Origin of the sequence: Salinisphaera orenii subsp. halophila YIM 95161, assembly GCF_003732545.1 — a bacterium.
Taxonomy (GTDB): domain Bacteria; phylum Pseudomonadota; class Gammaproteobacteria; order Nevskiales; family Salinisphaeraceae; genus Salinisphaera; species Salinisphaera orenii_A.
Genome location: NZ_AYKF01000002.1, coordinates 32,288 through 52,165, shown reverse-complemented (window position 1 = coordinate 52,165; position 19,878 = coordinate 32,288). Strand labels below are relative to the sequence as shown.

17 protein-coding genes are annotated in these 19,878 nt (G+C 70.1%); 11 read left to right on the top strand and 6 right to left on the bottom strand.

All coding sequences use genetic code 11. The annotated features are described in order from the left end of the window. Positions 1 to 982: 982 nt before the first annotated feature. The 4 genes from SAHL_RS01420 to SAHL_RS01405 form a co-directional block, all read right to left on the bottom strand. On the bottom strand, positions 983 to 1,492 hold the full coding sequence (locus SAHL_RS01420) for an FxsA family protein (RefSeq protein ID WP_123589641.1): 510 nt from the start codon (positions 1,490 to 1,492) through the stop codon (positions 983 to 985). Positions 1,493 to 1,520: 28 nt separating this feature from the next. Then, the gene (locus tag SAHL_RS01415; RefSeq protein WP_184947164.1) at positions 1,521 to 4,463 is read right to left on the bottom strand and encodes a valine--tRNA ligase; all 2,943 of its coding nucleotides are present in this window, start codon (positions 4,461 to 4,463) and stop codon (positions 1,521 to 1,523) included. A gap of 69 nt (positions 4,464 to 4,532) precedes the next feature. Beyond that, complete coding sequence (locus SAHL_RS01410; RefSeq protein ID WP_123589639.1) at positions 4,533 to 4,967, bottom strand: DNA polymerase III subunit chi; 435 nt, start codon at positions 4,965 to 4,967, stop codon at positions 4,533 to 4,535. A 10-nt stretch (positions 4,968 to 4,977) separates the two neighbouring features. Further along, entirely contained in the window at positions 4,978 to 6,483 is a 1,506-nt protein-coding gene (locus SAHL_RS01405; protein ID WP_123589681.1) for a leucyl aminopeptidase, read from the bottom strand. A 200-nt stretch (positions 6,484 to 6,683) separates the two neighbouring features. On the opposite strand from SAHL_RS01405, the gene lptF reads away from it, so the two are divergent. Next, entirely contained in the window at positions 6,684 to 7,784 is a 1,101-nt protein-coding gene (gene lptF, locus SAHL_RS01400; RefSeq protein ID WP_123589638.1) for an LPS export ABC transporter permease LptF, read from the top strand. Then, complete coding sequence (gene lptG / locus SAHL_RS01395; RefSeq protein ID WP_123589637.1) at positions 7,781 to 8,845, top strand: LPS export ABC transporter permease LptG; 1,065 nt, start codon at positions 7,781 to 7,783, stop codon at positions 8,843 to 8,845. Before lptF ends, lptG begins: the two co-directional genes overlap by 4 nt. A 6-nt stretch (positions 8,846 to 8,851) precedes the next feature. On the opposite strand, the gene SAHL_RS01390 is transcribed toward lptG, so the two are convergent. After that, positions 8,852 to 9,277 (bottom strand): RDD family protein, encoded by a 426-nt coding sequence (locus SAHL_RS01390; RefSeq protein ID WP_123589636.1) that lies wholly within the window; start codon positions 9,275 to 9,277, stop codon positions 8,852 to 8,854. Then, positions 9,274 to 10,773 (bottom strand): amidase, encoded by a 1,500-nt coding sequence (locus tag SAHL_RS01385; protein WP_123589635.1) that lies wholly within the window; start codon positions 10,771 to 10,773, stop codon positions 9,274 to 9,276. Before SAHL_RS01385 ends, SAHL_RS01390 begins: the two co-directional genes overlap by 4 nt. Before the next feature lie 122 nt (positions 10,774 to 10,895). On the opposite strand from SAHL_RS01385, the gene pcnB reads away from it, so the two are divergent. The 9 genes from pcnB to tsaE all read left to right on the top strand — a co-directional run bounded on the left by pcnB (position 10,896) and on the right by tsaE (position 19,828). Then, the gene (pcnB, locus tag SAHL_RS01380; RefSeq protein WP_342782223.1) at positions 10,896 to 12,194 is read left to right on the top strand and encodes a polynucleotide adenylyltransferase PcnB; all 1,299 of its coding nucleotides are present in this window, start codon (positions 10,896 to 10,898) and stop codon (positions 12,192 to 12,194) included. A gap of 13 nt (positions 12,195 to 12,207) precedes the next feature. After that, entirely contained in the window at positions 12,208 to 12,720 is a 513-nt protein-coding gene (gene folK, locus SAHL_RS01375; RefSeq protein WP_123589680.1) for a 2-amino-4-hydroxy-6-hydroxymethyldihydropteridine diphosphokinase, read from the top strand. Then, the gene (locus SAHL_RS01370) at positions 12,717 to 13,364 is read left to right on the top strand and encodes a deoxynucleoside kinase (RefSeq protein WP_123589633.1); all 648 of its coding nucleotides are present in this window, start codon (positions 12,717 to 12,719) and stop codon (positions 13,362 to 13,364) included. The genes folK and SAHL_RS01370 overlap by 4 nt, the downstream gene beginning before the upstream one ends. Before the next feature lie 17 nt (positions 13,365 to 13,381). Then, complete coding sequence (gene panB / locus SAHL_RS01365; RefSeq protein ID WP_123589632.1) at positions 13,382 to 14,215, top strand: 3-methyl-2-oxobutanoate hydroxymethyltransferase; 834 nt, start codon at positions 13,382 to 13,384, stop codon at positions 14,213 to 14,215. A gap of 10 nt (positions 14,216 to 14,225) precedes the next feature. Then, positions 14,226 to 15,071 (top strand): pantoate--beta-alanine ligase, encoded by an 846-nt coding sequence (gene panC, locus SAHL_RS01360; RefSeq protein WP_123589631.1) that lies wholly within the window; start codon positions 14,226 to 14,228, stop codon positions 15,069 to 15,071. Positions 15,072 to 15,596: 525 nt separating this feature from the next. Beyond that, the gene (gene panD / locus SAHL_RS01355) at positions 15,597 to 15,977 is read left to right on the top strand and encodes an aspartate 1-decarboxylase (RefSeq protein ID WP_123589630.1); all 381 of its coding nucleotides are present in this window, start codon (positions 15,597 to 15,599) and stop codon (positions 15,975 to 15,977) included. Further along, positions 15,974 to 17,608, top strand: coding sequence for a glucose-6-phosphate isomerase (pgi, locus tag SAHL_RS01350; RefSeq protein WP_123589629.1), 1,635 nt, complete (start codon positions 15,974 to 15,976; stop codon positions 17,606 to 17,608). Before panD ends, pgi begins: the two co-directional genes overlap by 4 nt. A 253-nt stretch (positions 17,609 to 17,861) precedes the next feature. After that, on the top strand, positions 17,862 to 19,367 hold the full coding sequence (locus SAHL_RS01345; protein ID WP_123589628.1) for an NAD(P)H-hydrate dehydratase: 1,506 nt from the start codon (positions 17,862 to 17,864) through the stop codon (positions 19,365 to 19,367). Beyond that, a complete protein-coding gene (tsaE, locus tag SAHL_RS01340; RefSeq protein ID WP_123589627.1) occupies positions 19,364 to 19,828 on the top strand; it encodes a tRNA (adenosine(37)-N6)-threonylcarbamoyltransferase complex ATPase subunit type 1 TsaE in 465 nt (154 codons plus the stop codon). The genes SAHL_RS01345 and tsaE overlap by 4 nt, the downstream gene beginning before the upstream one ends. The last annotated feature ends 50 nt before the right edge of the window (positions 19,829 to 19,878 follow it).

Below are 19,878 nucleotides of genomic sequence, written 5' to 3'. Positions count from 1 at the left end.
GGGCAGTGGGCGCGCTTTCGTGGGCGAGGCCGGTTCCGAAGATGATTGCTGGCATGGCGGGCAAGCACACGTCATCGCGTGCGGGCGGCGGATGTCATCACAGGTTATCGGCGAGTCGCGGCCTTCGCGCCATGCCTGTGCGCATGTTTTTTTACCGGGCTCGGGTCGAGGACGCGGTCCGGGGGCGGGCGCCCGCGCTCGGGTGCAACGAACCCGCCGGCACGCGCCTCGGGGATCGACCTGGCGGCCCGGTATGTGAATGCTGTGCAAGACCGATCGACGGGGCGCGGCGTGTGACCCGGCGATCCTGATCTCGAGGTCGTGGGCCCGGCCCACTCCGGCATTGGCGTTGGCGTTGGCGATGACGTGCCGCGTCGTGGCGAGCACTCCGACACACGGGCTCGCGAGCGCTGGAGCGTGTTCGGGGTTTTCTGCACGAGCGGCGCGGCGTTTCAATCGGCGCTGGTCGTCGTTACCCGGCGGCTGGGCCGTTGTCGATTATTGGCGTACCGTCCGGTAAACGCGGTCCGGACGCCCGGCGCGCGCTCAGGACGGTGCGCGGGCGCGCTCGAGCGAAAGGCTTGGGGTGTCTCGGGAGGCGGCCTCGTTCATCGTTATGCCAGCTTCGGGAGCGAGCCGGGGCCGTCCGGCTTGAGGCCGCCGGTGTGAGCGTTCCGGCATCGGGCTCGGACAGGCCTCGCGACGCCGGGCGCGAATAGCTGCCGGCGAGCCGGCAGCTGCGATATCGGGCGCAGGGCACGGTTCGGCGGCAGCGGCCGCAGCGAAGATCGCATCGTGGACGAATCCGGGCGTCGCCACGCTAGCGCGGTGGGCGGTCGCCCGCGGTGGCGGCCGGGCCGCGCCTGTCCGCTGCGATGGGTATTGCCGGCCGGCGTGCCGGTCGCGCAGCGCGTGGCGTCGTACGCGCTCACGGGAAGCACGGCATATGGCGTCTCCGGTCGCCGTGCAGGGCGCGAGCGGCTCAGTCGTCGCGGTCGCGCGGGCCGGATCCGTCGCCGGATGCGGTGTCGTCGCCGCCGCGCCGGTAATCGCCCTCGAGCACCGACGGTCGATCGCGCCGGGCCTCGCCGTGGCCGGCGTAGCGTTCGTTGGTTGCGGTGCCGGCGCCGGGCTGGACGATCACGACCCGCGCCAGCAGCCGCCGCGCGATGCGCTCGCGCAGGCCCGGCACGAGCAGCAGAAAACCGAAGATGTCGGACACGAACCCCGGCGTGAGCAGCATGAAGCCCGCGAGCAGCAGGGCCGCGCCCTCCAGCAGCGGCAGGGCCGGTGCTTCGCCGCGCGCCTGGCTCGCACGCACGCGTTCGAGCGCGGCCAGGCCCTGACGGCGTACGAGCTGGCTGCCGACGAGCGCGGTCAGCACGACCAGCGCGATCGTGGGCAGCACGCCGATCGCGCCGCCGATCTTGATGAGCAGCCACAGCTCCAGAATCGGCAGGGCGATGAACAGAATGAGTAGTTTGACCGCCATGGCGGGGCCTCGTGGTGTCGGTGTCTGTCTATAGGGCCGCGATGCGCCGGCGTTGTTCCGCCAGTTCGGCGGCCTCGCGCTCGGCGGTGGCCTGCTGATCCCGCGCCTTGGCGACGACGTCGGCCGGCGCCTTGGCCACGAACGATTCGCTGGCCAGCCGGCCGCGGATGCCGGCCAGGTCCTTCTCCAGCTTGGCGATGCGCTTGTCCAGCCGTGCCAGCTCCGCGGCCTGGTCGATCAGGCCGGCCAGCGGCACCCGCAGCTGCATGTCGCCGACCAGCGCGGTCGCGGACTCCGGCGTGTCCGCGGCTGCGATCTCCTCGATCGAGGCCACCCCGGCGAGAAAGTCGATCGCCGCGCGATGGCGGGCGAGGCGCGCCCGGTCGGTCTCCGAGGCGCCCACCGCCATCACAGGGATGGTCTGCTTGGGCGCGATGTCCATTTCGCCGCGAATCTGGCGCAGACCGCTGATGGCGCTCTGCAGCCACTGGATCTCGGCTTCGGCATCGGCGTCCATGCGGTTCGGGTCGGCCTGCGGGAAGGGTTGCGTCGAGATGCTCTCGCCGGCGGGGTCCAGCGCGGCGCCGCGGGCCAGCGGGGCGACCCGCTGCCAGATCTCTTCGGTGATGAAGGGCATCAGCGGGTGGAGCAGCCGCAGCGTGGCCTCCAGCACGCGCACCAGCGTGCGCCGGGTGCCGGCCTTGGCCGCGGCGCTCGCGTCGCCGGCGAGCACCGGCTTGACCAGTTCGAGATACCAGTCGCAGAAGCCGTGCCAGACGAAGTCGTGTATCGCCTTGCTGGCCAGGTCGAAGCGGTACTGGTCGAACTGGGCCGTGACCTCCGCCTCGGTGGCCTGCAGCCGCGAGACGATCCAGCGGTCGGCCATGGACAGCTCCACGGCATCGTCGGCGGCCGGCACGAAGTCGTCGTCGACCTGCATGAGCGCGAAGCGCGCCGCGTTCCACAGCTTGTTGCAGAAGTTGCGATAGCCCTCGACGCGGCCGAGATCGAAGCGGATGTCGCGCCCCGGCGAGGCGAGGGCGGCGAAGGTGAAGCGCAGGGCGTCGGCGCCGTAAGCGGCGATGCCCTCGGGGAAGGCCGCGCGCGTGACCTTCTCGATCGCCTTGGCCTTCTGGGGCTGCATCATGTTCGCGGTGCGCTTGGCGACCAGCGATTCCAGGTCGATGCCGTCGATCAGGTCGATCGGATCGAGCACGTTGCCCTTGGACTTGGACATCTTGGCGCCGTCGGAATCGCGCACGAGCCCGTGCACGTAGACCTCGCGAAACGGCACGTCGTCCATGAACTCCAGGCCCATCATGATCATCCGGGCGACCCAGAAGAAGATGATGTCGAAGCCGGTGACCAGCACGGACGTGGGGTAGAAGGTCTCCAGCGCCCGGGTCTTCTCCGGCCAGCCGAGGGTGGAGAACGGCCACAGCCCGGAGGAGTACCAGGTGTCGAGCACGTCGGCGTCCTGGGTCAGCGGCACATCGTCGGCCAGGCCGTTGCGCGCGCGCGCGTCGGCCTCGTTCTTGCCCACATAGATGCGGCCGGCCTCGTCGTACCAGGCGGGGATGCGATGGCCCCACCAGAGCTGGCGCGAGATGCACCAGTCCTGGATGTTGCGCATCCATTCGTAGTAGGTCTTGTCCCAGTTGCCGGGCACGAAGCGGATGCGGCCGGATTCGACCGCCTCGATGGCGGGCCGGGCGAGCGTCCTGGCGTCGACGAACCACTGGTTGGTCAGCATCGGTTCGATGACGTCGCCGGAGCGATCGCCGTAGGGCTGCATGAGGGTCTTGTCCTCGACCGTGATCATCAGCCCTTCGGCGTCGATGGCCTCCACGATGCGCCGGCGCGCCTCGAAGCGGTCCAGGCCGCGGTAGGCGTCGGGCACCAGGTTGATGGCGTCGACCGTCATCGCCGCCGGCGTCTCGCCGGCGGCCACAATCCGCGCCGCCTCGGCGGCGGCCTCCGCGTAGGGGGCGCCGTCGTCGCGCAGATTCGCGCGCGAATCCATCAGCCGGTACATGGGGATGTCGTTGCGCTCGGCGACCGCGTAGTCGTTGAAGTCGTGCGCGCCGGTGATCTTGACCGCGCCGGAGCCGAAATCCGGGTCCGGATAATCGTCGGTGATGATCGGGATCAGCCGGCGCTGGGCCTTCGGCCCGACCGGGATCTCGCATTTCAGGCCGACGATCGGGGCGTAGCGGGCGTCGTCCGGGTGCACGGCGATGGCGCCGTCGCCGAGCATGGTTTCGGGCCGCGTGGTGGCGATGGAGATGTAGTCGCGGGTCTCGCGGAAGGTTTCGTTGCCGTCGTCGTCGGTCTCGATGTACTCGTAGGTCGCCCCGTTTTCCAGCGGGTACTTGAAGTGCCACATGTGGCCGGCGACCTCGAGATTCTCGACTTCGAGATCGGAGATCGCGGTGTCGAGCACCGGGTCCCAGTTGACCAGCCGCTGGCCGCGGTAGATCAGGCCCTTGTCATAGAGGGCGATGAAGGTGTCGCGCACGGCCTCGGACAGGCCGTCGTCCATGGTGAAGCGTTCGCGCGACCAGTCCACGGATGTGCCGAGCCGGCGCATCTGGCGGGTGATGTGGCCGCCGGATTCGGCCTTCCAGTCCCAGACGCGATCGACGAAGGTCTCGCGGCCCAGCGCGGCGCGGGACTCGCCTTCGGCCTCGATCTTGCGCTCGACCAGCATCTGGGTGGCGATGCCGGCGTGATCGGTGCCCGGCTGCCAGAGCGTCGGGTCGCCGCGCATGCGGTGATAGCGGGTCAGCGCATCCATGAGCGTGTGCTGGAACGCGTGGCCCATATGCAGGCTGCCGGTGACGTTGGGCGGCGGCAGCATGATGCAGTAGGGCCCCCCCGGGGCATCGAAATCGGGTTTGAAGCAGCCGCGCTCCTCCCAGACGGGATACCAGCGCGCCTCGATGGTATGGGGGTCGAAGGTCTTGTCCATTTCCGCCATCGAAAAAAGCCTTTTACGGCCCGCCGAACGGGCCCGCGATTGGTTGAAGGGGGCGAGGCGCTAGCGCGCCGCGATCCGGTGCGTGGTCAGCGCGTAGCCGCGATCCTTGTAGAAACGATACAGCGAACGCGCCGCCGCGACATCGGCCGGCGCGACGATCTCGTTGTGACGCGCGAAGCGCGAGAAGAACGTCCCCACGTCGCCGCCCAGATTGACCAGCACATCGTCGAAGCCGGCCGGCGGCTCGCCGGTGCCGATCACGACCGGGGTGAGATCGTCGTCGGCCTCCAGCGCCGCCAACGTTGCGTGCGGCACGAAGCTGCCCTGACGGAACTGCCAGAGCAGATCGTCGAGGTCCTCGGCCTGACGCGCGTCGGCCACGTGCAGATAGACACGATGGCCCGCTGCATGCGCCTTCTCGGTCAGGCGGCAGGCGAAACGGGCGCTCGCATCCGCGGCTTCGTCCGCCAGTATGTAGAAGAAGACCTCGGTCATCGGCCGGGCGTCAGGCCTGCTGCGCGCGCTCGATCAGATACTGCACGAGCAGGCCCACCGGACGGCCGGTCGCACCCTTGTCCTTGCCGGTCTTCCAGGCCACGCCGGCGATGTCCAGATGCGCCCAGCGCAGCTTGCGCGCGAAGCGGTGCAGGAAGCTCGCTGCGGTCACCGAGCCGGCGGCCTTGCCGCCCACGTTGGCCATGTCCGCGAAGTTGGAGTCCAGCTGGGACTGGTATTCCTCCCACAGCGGCATCGGCCAGGCGCGGTCGCCGACGTATTCGCCCGCGTCGCGCAGGGAGCGCCGCAGCGGGCTGTTGTTGGCGTAAAGCCCCGCCGCGTGAGCGCCGAGCGCGATCACGGCCGCACCGGTGAGCGTGGCCATGTCGACGACAGCGTCGCTGTCGTAGTTCCGCTCGACGTAGGTCAGCGCGTCGGCCAGGGCCAGGCGGCCCTCGGCGTCGGTGTTCAGGATCTCGATCGTCTGGCCGGACATGCTGGTCAGGATATCGCCGGGCTTGTAGGCATCGCCGTCGGGCAGGTTCTCGGTCGCGGCCACCACGCCGACGACGTTGATCGGCAGTTCCAGCTCGGCGGCGGCCTGCACCGCACCGAACACGCTGGCGGCACCGCCCATGTCGTATTTCATCTCGTCCATGGCCGCGCCCGGCTTGATGCTGATGCCGCCCGAGTCGAAGGTCACGCCCTTGCCGACCAGGACCGTCGGCTTGGCGTTCTTCGGGCCGTTCATGTATTCCATGACGATCAGCTTGGCCGGCTGCCGCGAGCCCCGGGAGACCGCCAGCAGGGCGCCCATGCCGAGGGCCTCCATGTCGGCCTCCTCGAGCACGTTCGTCTTGACCTTGGCCTGGCGCTCGGCCAGCGCGCCCGCCTGCTCGGCGAGGTAGGTCGGCGTGCAGATGTTGCCCGGCATGTTGCCGAGATCCTTGGCCAGCTTGACGCCGTTGGCGGTCGCCACGCCTTCGGAGACGCCTTTTTCGGCGGCCGGCAGGTCGGAGCGGCGCGGCACCTGGAAAACCAGGCGGGCGAGCTTGCGGCTGTGCTTCTCGTAGCCCACGCCGCGGCAGGCCTCGAAGCGATAGAAGGTCTCCTCGACCGTCATCAGCGCCTGCTTGACCGACCAGCGGAAATCGTCCCGGCCCTTGACGTTGAGCTCGGTGAGATAGAACGCGGCGTCGACGCCGCCCATGCCGTCGAGCTCGGCGGCCGCGGCCCGGCAGGCGCGCTGATAGGCGCGCTGGTTGAAATCCCGCTCCTTGCCGCAGCCGACGAGCAGGATGCGATCGCAGAACAGATTATCGAGCCCGTGCAGTACGGTGGTCTGTCCGAGCTTGCCGTCCATGTCACCGCGCCGCATGACCGAGGCGATCAGGCCGCCGCTGGCGGTGTCCAGGGCCTCGGCTTGCGTCGAGGGCTTGCGGCGATCGAAGATACCGACCACCACGCAGCCCACCCGCTGCTTCTCCGGACTGCCGCTCTTGACGAGATATTCCATGAACTGCTCCTGCAATACGTGTTGTGGCGCTCGTCTCGCGATGCGGGGCGAACCGCCGCGAGCCGTCACGCCGTGATCGATTGTTCAATAGACCGCTCGGGGACGCGGCAGTTTACCGAAAATTGCAGAAAAATCATCCCCGGTCTTCCTCGGCGCATCATAAATGAACTATTCGCCTGTTACAGATGTCCCGGTAACCGATGACTAGGGTCATATTCCGATATCTGTTCGCGGAGGCGCTGCGCACCTGGCTCGTGGTCACCGGCGTGCTGTTGTTTCTGACGCTTGGCCTGGGGCTGTCGCGATTCATCGGCGATGCCGCGGCCGGCGAACTGCCGGTGGACACGGTGCTCTCGCTGGCGGCCTTCAGCACCGTCGAAAACTTGGAAATCGTGCTCCCGGTCTCGGTGTTGCTGGGCGTGCTGCTGACGCTTGGCCGCCTGTGCCGCGATAACGAGATGTCCGCGCTGTTCGCCGGCGGTGCGGGCCTGGGGACGGTCTATCGTCCGTTCATGACGCTGGCGCTGATCGTCGCCCTGATCGCGGGCGCGCTCTCGCTGTTCGCCGCGCCCCGGGCCGAACGGGCGATGGAGACCCTGGGCGCGGCCACCGCGACCAGCGCGATCGAGTCGCTGTCGCCCGGGCGTTTCCGCACCTTTCTGGACGGCGACGCGGCGTTCTACGCCGAGCGCCGCGACGACGAAGGCAACCTGCGCAACGTGTTCATCCGCGTGGAACGCGACGGCGAGGACGGCGAGCCGACCGAGACCGTCATCACCGCCGACCGCGCCCGCCAGCAGCGCGACGAGGACACCCGGCGGGTGACGCTGGTGCTGGACGACGGCTGGCGCTACGAGGGCCGGCCGGGGCGCGCGGACTATCGTGCCGTGCAGTTCGCCGAGCACGGGGTCGAGGTGGCGCCACCGGCACCGGAAGTCTCGGGCGATGTCGAGACCATGTCGGTGCCCATGCTGCTCGCCCGGGACGGCCCCGAGGCGGCGGCCGAATGGCAGACCCGGGTCTCGGTGCCGATATCGATCCTGATCCTCGCGCTGCTGGCCCTGCCGATCGGTCGCGTGCCGCCGCGCGCTGGGCGCTATGCGCGGGTGATCGCCGGCATCCTGTTCTATGTCATCTACGTCAACGCGGTCCATCTGGTAGCGGTCAGCGTCGGGGAGGGGCGGCTGCCGGCGCTGCTCGGCGTGTGGTGGGTGCACGCCGCCGTGTTCGCGGTGGCCGTGGCGCTGGTGATGCGCGAGCAGGGTGTCTTCGCGCGGCGGCACCGGAGGGCGCGGGCATGAACATCATCGACCGCTACATCGGGCGCTCGATCCTGGTCGCGACCGCCACCGTGGCCCTGGTGGTGGCCGCGCTGGTCATGCTCTCGACGTTCATCGGCGAAGCCGACAACATCGGCGACGGCGGCTACGGCCTGGCCCAGGTGCTGGCCTACATGGCGCTGCGGCTGCCGGGCCATCTGAATCTGGTGATGCCCGTGGTCGCACTGCTCGGCGCGCTGCTCGCGCTCGGCGCACTGGCGGCCGGCAGCGAACTGGTGGTGATCCGCGCTGCCGGCGTGTCGATGAAGCGCCTGGCGCTCTCGGTCAGCGTGGCCGGGGTCGTGCTGGCGCTGCTTTCCGTGGCCATGAACGAGTATCTGGGCCCCGCCGGCACGCGCAGCGGCGATGCCCTGCGTGACACCGCGCGCCACGGCGAGTCGGTTGAGTCCATCGACGACGGTCTGTGGCTGCGCCAGGGCGATACGCTCGTGCGCATCGACGGCACGCTGCCGGACGGGCGCATCGCCGATCTGACCGTCTACGAGCTGACTGACGGCGGCCGGCTCTCGCGCGCGCTGCACGCCGACTACGCCCGCCTCGAGGAGGGGCGGCTGGTCGCGGAGCAGCCGCGGCTGACCCGGATCCTCGAGGATCGCACCGAGACGCAGGCGCCGGCGTCGCTGACGCTGGACATCGAGATCGAGCCCGATGTGCTGGCGCTCGCCGTCACCCAGCCCGACGAACTCTCCACACCGGGTCTCTGGCGCTACATTGACTATCTGCAGCGCAACGACATCAACGCCGACGACTACCGGCTGGCGCTGTGGCGCAACATCGTCGGCCCGATCACGGTGTGGGTGCTGGTGGTCTTCGCGCTGCCGTTCGCCTTCGGCGCGCTGCGCAGCGCGGGTGCGGGGCAGCGCCTGTTCATGGGCGGACTGCTGGGACTGGTCTTCTTTCTGGTCAACGAGATCGTGGCCTCGACGGCGCCGGTCTATGGCCTGGCGCCCTGGCTGGCGGCGAGCCTGCCGACCGCGCTGCTGGCGTTCGCGACCCTCGTGTGGCTGCGACGTCTTGACTGAGTCGGTTCAGTCCTCGCGCGGATAGACGATGACCTCGGTGCCGCTGACGATGTCCTGCAGGCAGCGGCGCTGGGCGTCGACCAGACACCACAGCATGCCCACGATCGACAGCCACGAGACCCAGGCGCCGGCGTAGCGGCGTACGGCGTGATGCCATTCGACCGGCCCGCCGTCGGCCGCCCGCACCTGCATGCGCCAGGCCCGCATGCCGAGCGTCTGCCCGCCGCGTGTCCAGAACCACGAGAAGAACAGATACGGCACGAACAGGAAATACAGCCGCACCAGCGGATTGTGGCCGTCGACCGCCTCACCGCCGTGAAAGGGCAGCAGGGCCAGCCCCGCGATCAGCCAGAGGGCGACCAGCAGAAACAGGTCGTAGACCGCGGCGGCCAGGCGACGAAGCAGGCCGGCGGGGTAGGGCGAAAGACTCATGGGCGTTCGATATCGTCGGTCGGCGGGGCCTCGAACCAGGGCGCGGCCGCCTCCAGCTGGGCCGCCAGCCGCAGCAGCAGCGTCTCGCCGCCGGGCGGGGCCACGAACTGGCTGCCGAGCGGCAGGCCCGCGGCCGTGGTGTGCAACGGCACCGACATGGCCGGCGTGCCGGTGAGATTGGCCAGCTGGGTGAAGGGCACGTGGCGGAGATTGTCGCGCGCCATCTGCTCGACGATGCCCGAGCGGATGAGTGCCCGTGCGCTGGGCAGGCGCAGCAGCGGTCGCAGGGCGAGCTGCTGCCAGCGCGGCGTCGCGAGGGCGCCGATCCGCGGCGGCGGCCCGGCCAGGGTGGGCGTGAGCAGCAGATCGTAGTCGGTATGGAAGTCGGCCAGCGCGTGCCGATAGCCCTGCCAGCGGTTGTAGGCGGTCACGTATTCGCTGGCCGCGAGCGCGCGGCCGACGTGCGCCATCGCCCGGGTGTCGAGTTCGAAGGCCTCGACGCCGGCGCCGGTGCGACGACGGACGTCGTCCACGGCCACCGCCATCTGCGTGAACCACATCGTCAGGAAGTCCTGGCCCAGCTGAAGCCCGTCGATGGCGGGCGCGGCGCGTTCGACGTGATGGCCGAGCGATTCCAGCAGCGTGCCGGTCGTCGCAAGCGCGGCCTCGGCCTCGGCGTGCAGCGGCAGGCCGAGGGGCGATTCGTCCAGCATGCCGATGCGCAGCCCCGCGGGCGGCCGCGAGAGGGCGTCGAGATAGCTGTGGGTGGGTGCTTCGATCCGCGCGAGCGCGCCGGGCTCGTACCCGGCGGTCGCATCGAGCATGGCCGCGCTGTCGCGCACCGATCGGGTCAGCACGTGATCGGCGTTGGCGCCGTGCATCGTGTCGCTGCGTTCCGGGCCGCCGGGCACGCGGGCGCGGCCGGGCTTTAGGCCGAACAGGCCGCAACAGGCCGCCGGGATGCGGATCGAGCCGCCGCCGTCGTTGGCCCCGGCCATGGGCACGACGCCGGCCGCCACCGCCGCGGCCGAGCCGCCCGAGGAACCGCCCGGCGTATGTTCGTGGTGCCACGGATTGCGGGTGGGGCCGAAGGCCGCGGGTTCGGTCACGCCCTTGGCGCCGAACTCGGGCGTGTTGGTCTTGCCGAAGACGTTGACGCCGCTGGCGAGAAAACGCCGGGTGATCTCGGCGTGCGCCGACGGCGCCCAGCCGGCATCGCGCAGAGCGCGGTTGCCGCTGGCGCCGGGCACACCGGCGTAGTCCTGGAACAGATCCTTGAGCAGGAAAGGCACGCCGGCGAACGGGCCGGTCACGTCGTCGCCCGCGCGGGCCTCGGCGATCGCGTCCATGCGGTGGATGACGGCGCCGAGCCGGCCGTTGACCGCATCGCAGCGGGCGCGGGCGGCGGCCAGGGCCTCGGCCGCGGTGATCTCGCCGGCGGCGATCAGCCCGGCGAGACCGAGCGCGTCGCGGGCGGCGTATTCAGCGTGCTTCATGCCGGGACCGGTTGCCCAAAAATCCCGAGTCTAGAGGCTGCACGGGGCCGGTGCACGCGCCGCGACGGCCTTACGTTGTAAACTAGCGCGCTCATACAGGCTTTCAGTGCAATCGGTACGTCATCATCAACGAGTTACGTGTCATCGAGCCGGGCGAGCACGGTATCGCCCCGAACCGGATCAGCGACGCCGCCCGCCAGGTGCTGGAGGGACTGCAGGCGGAAGGTTTCCGGGCCTGCGTCGTGGGTGGCGCCGTGCGCGACCTGCTGCTCGGCGTCGATCCCAAGGATTTCGACGTCGCCACCGACGCCGAGCCCGAGGACGTGGTCGACGTGTTCGGGCGCAAGGCGCGGCTGATCGGGCGCCGTTTCCGTATCGCCCACGTGCGCTTCGGCCGCGAGATCATCGAGGTCTCGACCTTCCGCGCGGACCCGGGCGAGGACAGCGACAGCGCCGATACGCGCGAACTCGACGATTCCGGCCGGGTGCTGCGCGACAACGTGTTCGGCTCCATCGCCGAGGATGCGCGCCGGCGCGATTTCGCCATCAACGGGCTCTATTACGACGGCGCCGACGACTGCGTCTACGACTACGTCGGCGGCATGGCGGACGTCGACGCGCGCCGCCTGCGGCTGATCGGCGACCCGCAGGTGCGCTACCGAGAGGACCCGGTGCGCATGCTTCGCGCCGTGCGCATCGCCGCCAAGCTGGATCTGACCATCGATCCGGCGGCGCGGCCGCCGGCCGCGCTGGTGCCGCTGCTGGCCGACGTGCCGGCGGCGCGCATGTTCGAGGAGGTGCTCAAGCTGCTCATGACCTCGGCGGCGCCCAAGGTCTACGCGGCACTGCGCGACTACGGGCTGCTCGATCCGCTGTTCGACCAGACCGCCGCCGTGCTGGATTCGCCGGCCGGGGCGGCCAGCGAGGCCCTGATCGGCAAGGCGATCGCCAACACCGCGGCGCGCATCGATGCCGGCAAGCCGGTCACGCCCGCCTTCATCTTCGCCGCGCTGCTCTGGCCGGCGGTGCGCGAGCGCGCTGCGGTGCTGGAGGGCGAGGGCATGCCGCCGATGCCGGCGCTGGCCAGTGCCCAGGCCCAGGTGGTTTCCCACCAGGTCCAGCGGGTCGCGATCCCGAAGCGCTTCGGCGTGCCGATGCGCGAGATCTGGCAGCTGCAGCCGCGCTTTCACAAACGGCGCGGCAAGCAGCCCAACCGGCTGCTCACGCATCCGCGCTTTCGCGCCGCCTACGACTTCCTCCTGTTGCGGGCCGAGGTCGGTGAGGTCGACGACGAACTCGCCGAGTGGTGGACCGCGATCCAGGACGATCCGTCCACGCCGGCGCCGGCATCGGCGGGGCCGCGAAAGGCGCGCAGCAAGCGTGGCGGCCGCCGGCGGCGGCGCAGCAGCGAAACCGCCTAGGCGGGTGGCGCGGGTGCACGACCCGGCCGCCGTCCAGCCCCGGGTTGCGTGGATCGGCCTGGGCAGCAATCTCGAACGGCCCGAACGCCAGGTGCGTGGCGCCGTCGAGGCGATCGCCGCGATCCCCGCGGTGCGTCTGCTGGCGGTGTCGCGGCGCTATCGCACCGCGCCGGTCGGCGGGCCTCCCGGGCAGCCGGATTTCTGCAACGCCTGCGCGGCAGTCGCCACCACGCGGACGCCGCTGTCGCTGCTCGATGCCCTGCAGGCGATCGAAGCCGACCACGGCCGCGTACGCGATGTGCGCTGGGGCCCGCGCACGCTGGATCTCGACATGCTGGCCTTCGACGATCGCCGCCGCGCCGGCCCGCGTCTCGAGCTGCCCCATCCGCGCGCCCGCGAGCGCGCCTTCGTGCTGGTGCCGCTGGCCGACATCGCGCCGACGTTGACGCTGGGTTCGGCCGGCCGTGTGGTCGACCTGCTGGCCGGGCTCGACACCGCCGACGTGCGGCCCTGGGGCGCGGCGTGAAACCCGGCGGCTATATCGCCGTCGAGGGGCCGATCGGCGTTGGCAAGAGCACGCTCGCCGCGCGTCTGGCCACGGATCTCGACGCCCGTCTGCTGCCCGAGGCGCCGGAGGAGAACCCGTTTCTCGGCGATTTCTACGACAACCCGCGCGGGCACGCGCTATCGGCCCAGCTGTTCTTTCTGCTGCAGCGCGCACGCCAGATCGACGACCTGCGCCAGACCGACCTGTTCGGGCGCGGCTGCGTGGCCGATTTCATGTTCGACAAGGATCCGCTGTTCGCGCGGCTGACGCTCGACGGCGCCGAGCTCGCACTCTACGAGGACATCTACGCCCGCCTGGCGTGGCAGGCGCCGGTGCCCGACTGCGTGATCTATCTGCACGCCCCGGTGGACGTGCTCATGGCACGCATCGCCCACCGCGCCCGGGCCGCAGAGCGCGGCCTGACCGCCGACTATCTGCAGCGGGTGGTCGCGGCCTACCGCGACTTCTTCGCCGCCTTCACCGGCGCGCGCCTGATCCGCGTGGATGCCGCCGCGCTGGATCTGGTGGCGAGCGACAACGACTACGCCGCGCTGCTCGAGGCCGTGCACGCGCGAACGCCCGTGGTGCGGCTGGAGGCCGGCACTGGCCAGGCTCGACTATGATGCTATAGTCGCGCGCCATGAGCACCGACCCCTATCCGCATCTGCAGCAGCGCGACGCCCGTCCGGTGACCCTGTCGGACCTGGCGCGCATGAAGTCCGAGGGCGAGAAGATCGCCTGCCTGACCGCCTACGACGCCAGCTTCGCCGCGCTCGAGGATCGTGCCGGCGTGGACGTGGTGCTGGTCGGCGACTCGCTCGGCATGGTCGTCCAGGGCCATTCGAGCACGGTGCCGGTCACGGTCGACGACATGGTCTATCACAGCCGTATCACCGCGGCCGGCCTCGGCCGGGCCTTTCTGATGACGGATCTGCCCTTCCTGTCCTACGCGACCAAGCACGATGCCCTGGCCACGGCCCACCGGCTGATGGGCGAGGGCGCGGCTCAGATGGTCAAGTTCGAGGGCGGCGAGATCCAGGCCGACACGGTCGAGCATCTGTCGATGCGCGGGGTGCCGGTCTGTGCCCACATCGGCCTGCAGCCGCAGCTCGTGCACAAGCTGGGCGGGTTTCGGGTTCAGGGCCGCGGCGACGCCGCCGAGACCATGATCCGCGACGCCAAGCTCCTGGAGGAGGCCGGCGCGGACATGATCCTGCTGGAGTGCGTGCCGGCCGCGCTGGGCGCCGAGATCACCGCCAACGCGGGCGTGCCGGTGATCGGCATCGGCGCCGGGCCGGACACCGACGGCCAGATTCTGGTGGTCTACGACATTCTCGGCCTGTCGCCCGGCCGCAAGCCGCGATTCGTGAAGAACTTCATGGATGATGCGGGCACATTGGACGCGGCTGCGGCCGACTACGTCGCCGCGGTCAAGGACGGCCGCTACCCGGCGCCCGAACACGCCTTCTCCTGACAGCGGCCGCATGGAGCGACTGACCACCGCGGACGCGCTGGCGGCCTGGCGCGACGACGCCGGCGGCCGCATCGGGCTGGTGCCGACCATGGGCAACCTGCACGCCGGCCACATGGCGCTCGTGGCTGCGGCCCGCGCGCGCTGCGATCGGGTGGTGACCAGTATCTTCGTCAACCCGCTCCAGTTCGGTCCCGGCGAGGATCTGGACAGCTATCCGCGCACGCTGGCGGCCGATCTCGCCGCGCTCGAGACCGCGGGCGTGGATGTGGTGTTCACCCCCAGCGTCGAGACCATGTACCCGGACGGCGGGCGCTCGGCGACACGGGTGCAGGTGGCCGGTGTCACCGACATTCTCTGCGGGGCGCGTCGGCCCGGCCACTTCGACGGCGTCGCCACGGTGGTGGCCAAGCTGTTCAATCTGGTGCGCCCGGACACGGCCTTCTTCGGTGAGAAGGACTACCAGCAGCTGGCCGTGATCCGGCAGATGGTCGCCGACTTGTGCATGAACATCGACATCGCCGGCGTGCCCATCGAGCGCGAGGCCGACGGGCTGGCGCTGTCCTCGCGCAACGGCTATCTGAGCGCGGCCGAACGCCGGCGCGCGCCGGCGCTGGCCGCGGCGCTGCGCGAATGCGTCGATCGGCTCGCGGCCGGCGAGCGCGATTTCGCCGCCCTCGAACGTCAGGGGACGGCGCGTCTGGCCGAGGCCGGTTTCGATCCGGACTATTTCGAGATCCGCAGCGCGGCTTTGACCCCGCCGGATGCCGGCACCCGTGTCTTCCGGGTACTCGCGGCCGGCCACCTCGGCCGAGCCCGATTGATCGACAACATGGGGGTTTCGGCGCCCCCGCGCTGACTTGCCCGCGGGAGAGCGTATCCCGGAGCGAAGGGCGGCATGGGTGCGCCGCCGGTTCGGCCCGACCCGGGCCCGTCAGCGCGCCATGCGATTCCGCGCCGGGCGTTGTTCTGCGGCAAGACGCGCCGCCACTCCGCGCCCGCGTGTGCCAACGCTGGATTACTGTATCTCGTGACCATCATGGATGCCCGGTCCATCGGCCCGGGCCACCCATGAACCATTCATCATGGACGCCGTACGACATGGCACGTCTTGATCGGGGCGCGCCACGAACGGCGGCTCGCGTCTTGCAGTCCACGACGTGCGGCCTCCAACGCGATTTCCGCTTGACGTGTTGAGGGCTCCTCGGGCGAGCCGGCCGACCGGCGTGCGTCCGCGTCGCATGCCGACACCCATGCATCGGCGGGCATCGGTCGCGTGGCCTCCCGCTCACTGGACGCGGGTGGATGGCCGCCGCTGGTCCGATCGCCGGATTTTGGTTACGATTTCGCCGAACCACCGTTTCGGTAACAACGGAATCACGCCATGCAAGTCACGCTTTTGAAAGCCAAACTCCACCGCGCCTGCACGACCCATGCGGAGCTCGACTACGAGGGTTCCTGCGCGATCGATTCCGATCTGCTCGATGCCGCCGGCATCTTTCCCTACGAGCAGATCGAGATCTACAACGTGACCAACGGCGAGCGTTTCTCGACCTACGCCATCAGCGCCGAGGCCGGCTCGCGGGTCATTTCGGTCAACGGCGCGGCCGCGCACAAGGCCGGTGTGGGCGATCGGCTGATCATCTGCGCGTACGGCCGCATGCCCGAGGGCGAAGCCAGTGCGCACAAGCCCCGGCTGATCTATCTCGACGAGGCCAACCAGGTCACGCACACCCGCAACGCCATCCCCGTACAGGCCGCGTGACCGATCTCGACATCCGTCAGCAGCCGGCCTGGCGCGATCTGGGCCGGCTCGCGGCGCAGATGAGCCGGGCGCGCGTGGATTCCATGTTCGCGCACGATCCGGCACGCGCGGAGCGCTTCACGCTCTCGGCGGCGGGCATCACGCTCGACTATTCCAAGCAACGCGTCGACCAGGCGGTGATGCGCGCACTCGGCCGGCTGGCCGAGACCCAGGGATTCCACGCCGCGCGCACGGCCCTGTTCTCCGGCGCGCCGGTCAACAACAGCGAGGGGCGGGCGGCCTGGCACATGGCCCTGCGCCGGCCCGACGACGCGCCGCTGCACGACGAGGTCCACGCGGTGCGCGCGGCGATGGCCGAGTTCGTCGACGATGTCCGTCGCGGGCGCTGGCTCGGCTACACTGGCGCGCCGATCAGCGACGTCGTCAACATCGGCATCGGCGGCTCGGATCTCGGCCCGCGCCTGATCTGCGATGCGCTCGCCCAGCTGCGCCAGCGCATCCACTGTCACTTCGTGGCCAACGTGGACCCTGCGGATCTCGACGACACGCTGATCCGCATGGATCCCGAGCGCACGCTGTTCATCGTCACCTCCAAGTCGTTCGGCACCGCCGAGACGCTGGCCAATGCCCAGGTCGCGCGTCAGTGGCTGCTCGACAACGGCGCGTCGGAAGACGATATCGCGCGCCATTTCGTCGCCGTGTCCACCAATGAAGAGGCCGTGCGCGCGTTCGGCATCGAGCGCATGTTCGGCTTCTGGGACTGGGTGGGCGGTCGTTTCTCGCTATGGTCGGCGGTCGGCATTTCGATCGCCCTCGGCCTGGGCATGGAGACGTTCGACGCGCTGCTGGCCGGCGCCCATGCCATGGACAACCATTTCGAGACCGCGCCGCTGGAGACCAACCTGCCGGCGACGCTGGCGCTCGTCGGCGTGTGGAACAACAACTTTCTCGGGCTGCCGAGCCATGTCGTGGTGCCCTATGCGCAGCGCCTGGCCGCGATGCCGGCATTCCTGCAGCAGCTGGAAATGGAGTCCAATGGCAAGTCCGTGACCCGCGACGGCGAGGCCGTGCGGGTGGAGACCGTGCCCACGGTCTGGGGCAGCGTTGGTACCAACGCCCAGCACGCCTTCTTCCAGATGCTCCATCAGGGCGTGCTCGCCGCCGATGTGGATTTCGTGCTGCCGCTGTCGGACGCCGAGGCCGCCGCCGACGATCGCGAGCGCCAGCGCGTGGCCAACTGCCTCGCCCAGGCCGAGGCGCTCATGCGCGGGCGCGACACCGACGCCCTGGTCGACGAACTCACCCGCGAGGGCCTGTCCGGCTGGGCCCTGGAGCAGCGGCTGGCTGCACGCCGGTTCGACGGCAACCGCCCGAACTCGATGATCCTGATGGACCGCCTCGATGCCTGGCATCTAGGCGCACTGGTGGCCGCCTACGAACACAAGGTCTTCGTTCAGGGCGTGATCTGGAACATCAACAGCTTCGACCAGTGGGGCGTCGAGCTCGGCAAGACCATGGCCGGGCAGCTGCTGGGCGAGCTCGAGGGCAGCCGCGAACCGGCCGATCACGACGCTTCCACCGACGCCCTGATGGCCCGAGTGCGCCGCGCCTGGGGGCGCGCCGGCGGCTGAGGGATACGGCCTCGCGCCCGACGCGCTGGTCGCGGTCCGGGCCGCGATGCCGCATGCCGGACTAAGACGGGTGTGTGCACGCCTGCTCGGCCGACCCCGGGCCGCGACGCGCGCTCGCCGGTGCCCGCCACCGCCAGGAGACCTTGCCGTGTCGCCCCGTCCGGCGCGGGGCGCGGCCCGGCTGCGCGCTGTCCGCGTCGAAACGCCGCCGGCCCGATGCCACACGGGCCGCAACAGGTTCTAGAATGCAGTCATGAGAGATTCCAGCGATTATCTGCCGGAGGTCGTCTACGAGGCGTCGCAGGTGAGCGCGCTTGATGCGCGCTTCATCGACGACTTCGGCGTCGACGGTTACGAACTGATGCAGCGCGCCGCGCGCGCCGCCTTCGACGAGCTGGCCCATTACTGGGCGATGCCCGGACGTATGACCGTGCTCTGCGGGCCGGGTAACAACGGCGGCGACGGCTTCCTGGTTGCGTCCCTGGCGATGGCCGCGGGCTGGACGGTGACGCTGGAGAGCCTGGTCGATGCCGACGAGATCGGCGGCGACGCCGCCCGCGCGGTCAAGCGTTTCCGCGAAACCGGCGGCTTGGTCTCGCCGTTTGCCGATACGGCCATCGAGGCCGATGTCGTCGTCGACGCGCTGCTGGGTACCGGCGTGAACCGCGACGTCGAGGGCGACATAGCCCGCGCCATCGAGCGCATCAACGACGCTGGCGATCGCGGCGCCGGGGTGTTCGCGGTGGATATCCCTTCGGGCATCGATGCGACCACGGGGCATGTCTGGCGCCACGCGGTGCGTGCCGATGCCACCACGACCTTCATCGGCCTCAAGCTCGGCATGCTGACCGGCGAGGGCCCGGCGCACTGCGGCGAACTCGCCTTCTCGGCGCTCGACGCACCGGATGCCCTCTATCGAGACGCGCCCTATGTGGCACGACGGCTCACCCATCGCGCGCTGCGGCGGGCGCTGGTGCCGCGTTCGCGCAACGTGCACAAGGGCGACAACGGCCATGTGCTGTGCATCGGCGGCAATCGTGGCTTCGGTGGCGCCATCCGCATGACCGCGGAGGCCGCACTGCGCAGCGGCGCCGGGCTGGTGAGCGTGGCCTGCCACCCGGATCACGCCGGCGCCATGAGCCAGGCCCGGCCGGAGCTCATGTGCCGTGGCATCGCCCCGGACGAGCGGCCCGAGGCGCTGATCGCGGCCGCGGACGTGCTCGCGATCGGCCCCGGGCTCGGCGCCGACGACTGGGGCCGTGCGCTCTGGCAGGCGGCGATGGACAGCGACAAGCCGCTGGTGGTGGACGCCGATGCGCTCAATCAGCTCGCGCAGGCGCCGCGTGCCCGCGGCCGCTGGATTCTCACGCCGCATCCGGGCGAGGCGGGGCGGCTGCTCGGCTGTTCGACCGCCGAGGTCATGGACGATCGCGTGGGCACGGCCCAGGCGATCGCCCGGCGTTATGACGCCGTCACCGTGCTCAAGGGGGCCGGCAGCCTGATTGCCACGCCGGAGGAGCTCTGGCTGTGCACGGACGGCAATCCGGGCATGGCGGTCGGCGGCATGGGCGACCTGCTCACCGGCGTGATCGCGGCGTTGCATGGGCAGGGGCTGGACATCGGCACCGCCGCCGGCATGGGCGTCTATGTCCACGCCCGCGCGGGCGATGCCGCCGCCGATGCCGCCGGTCAGCGCGGTCTGCTGCCGATGGATCTGCTCGACTGGCTGCGGCACTACGTCAACCCCGCACGCACGTGATCGATCTGCCGGACCCGGACGCCACGGCGACGCTGGGCGCGCGCATCGGCGCTGTCCTGGCGCGAAGTGAGGGCGGCATGGCGATCGCGCTGTCCGGCGAGCTGGGCGCGGGCAAGACAGCACTCGCGCGGGCGGTGCTGCGGGCGCTGGGCCACACCGGTGCCGTGGCCTCGCCGAGCTACACGCTCGTCGAGCCGTATGCGGTGGCGGGACGCATGTTTCACCATCTGGATCTCTATCGGCTCGGCGATCCCGAGGAGCTGGAATTCCTCGGTATTCGGGAGATCGATCCGGCGCGCGATTGGCTCTGCGTGGAATGGGCCGACCGTGGCGCCGGCTTTCTGCCGTCGATGGATGCCACCATCGAACTGCAGTATCACGAGCCTGGCCGGCGAGCGCGTGTCAGCGCCCACTCCGCGGCCGGCGAGCGCCTGCTGGCGGCGCTCGAAAATGCCACATAGGTCAATTCTTTCAAGTGGATAGAAAAGAGGACGCGCCTGAGCGCTGTTTT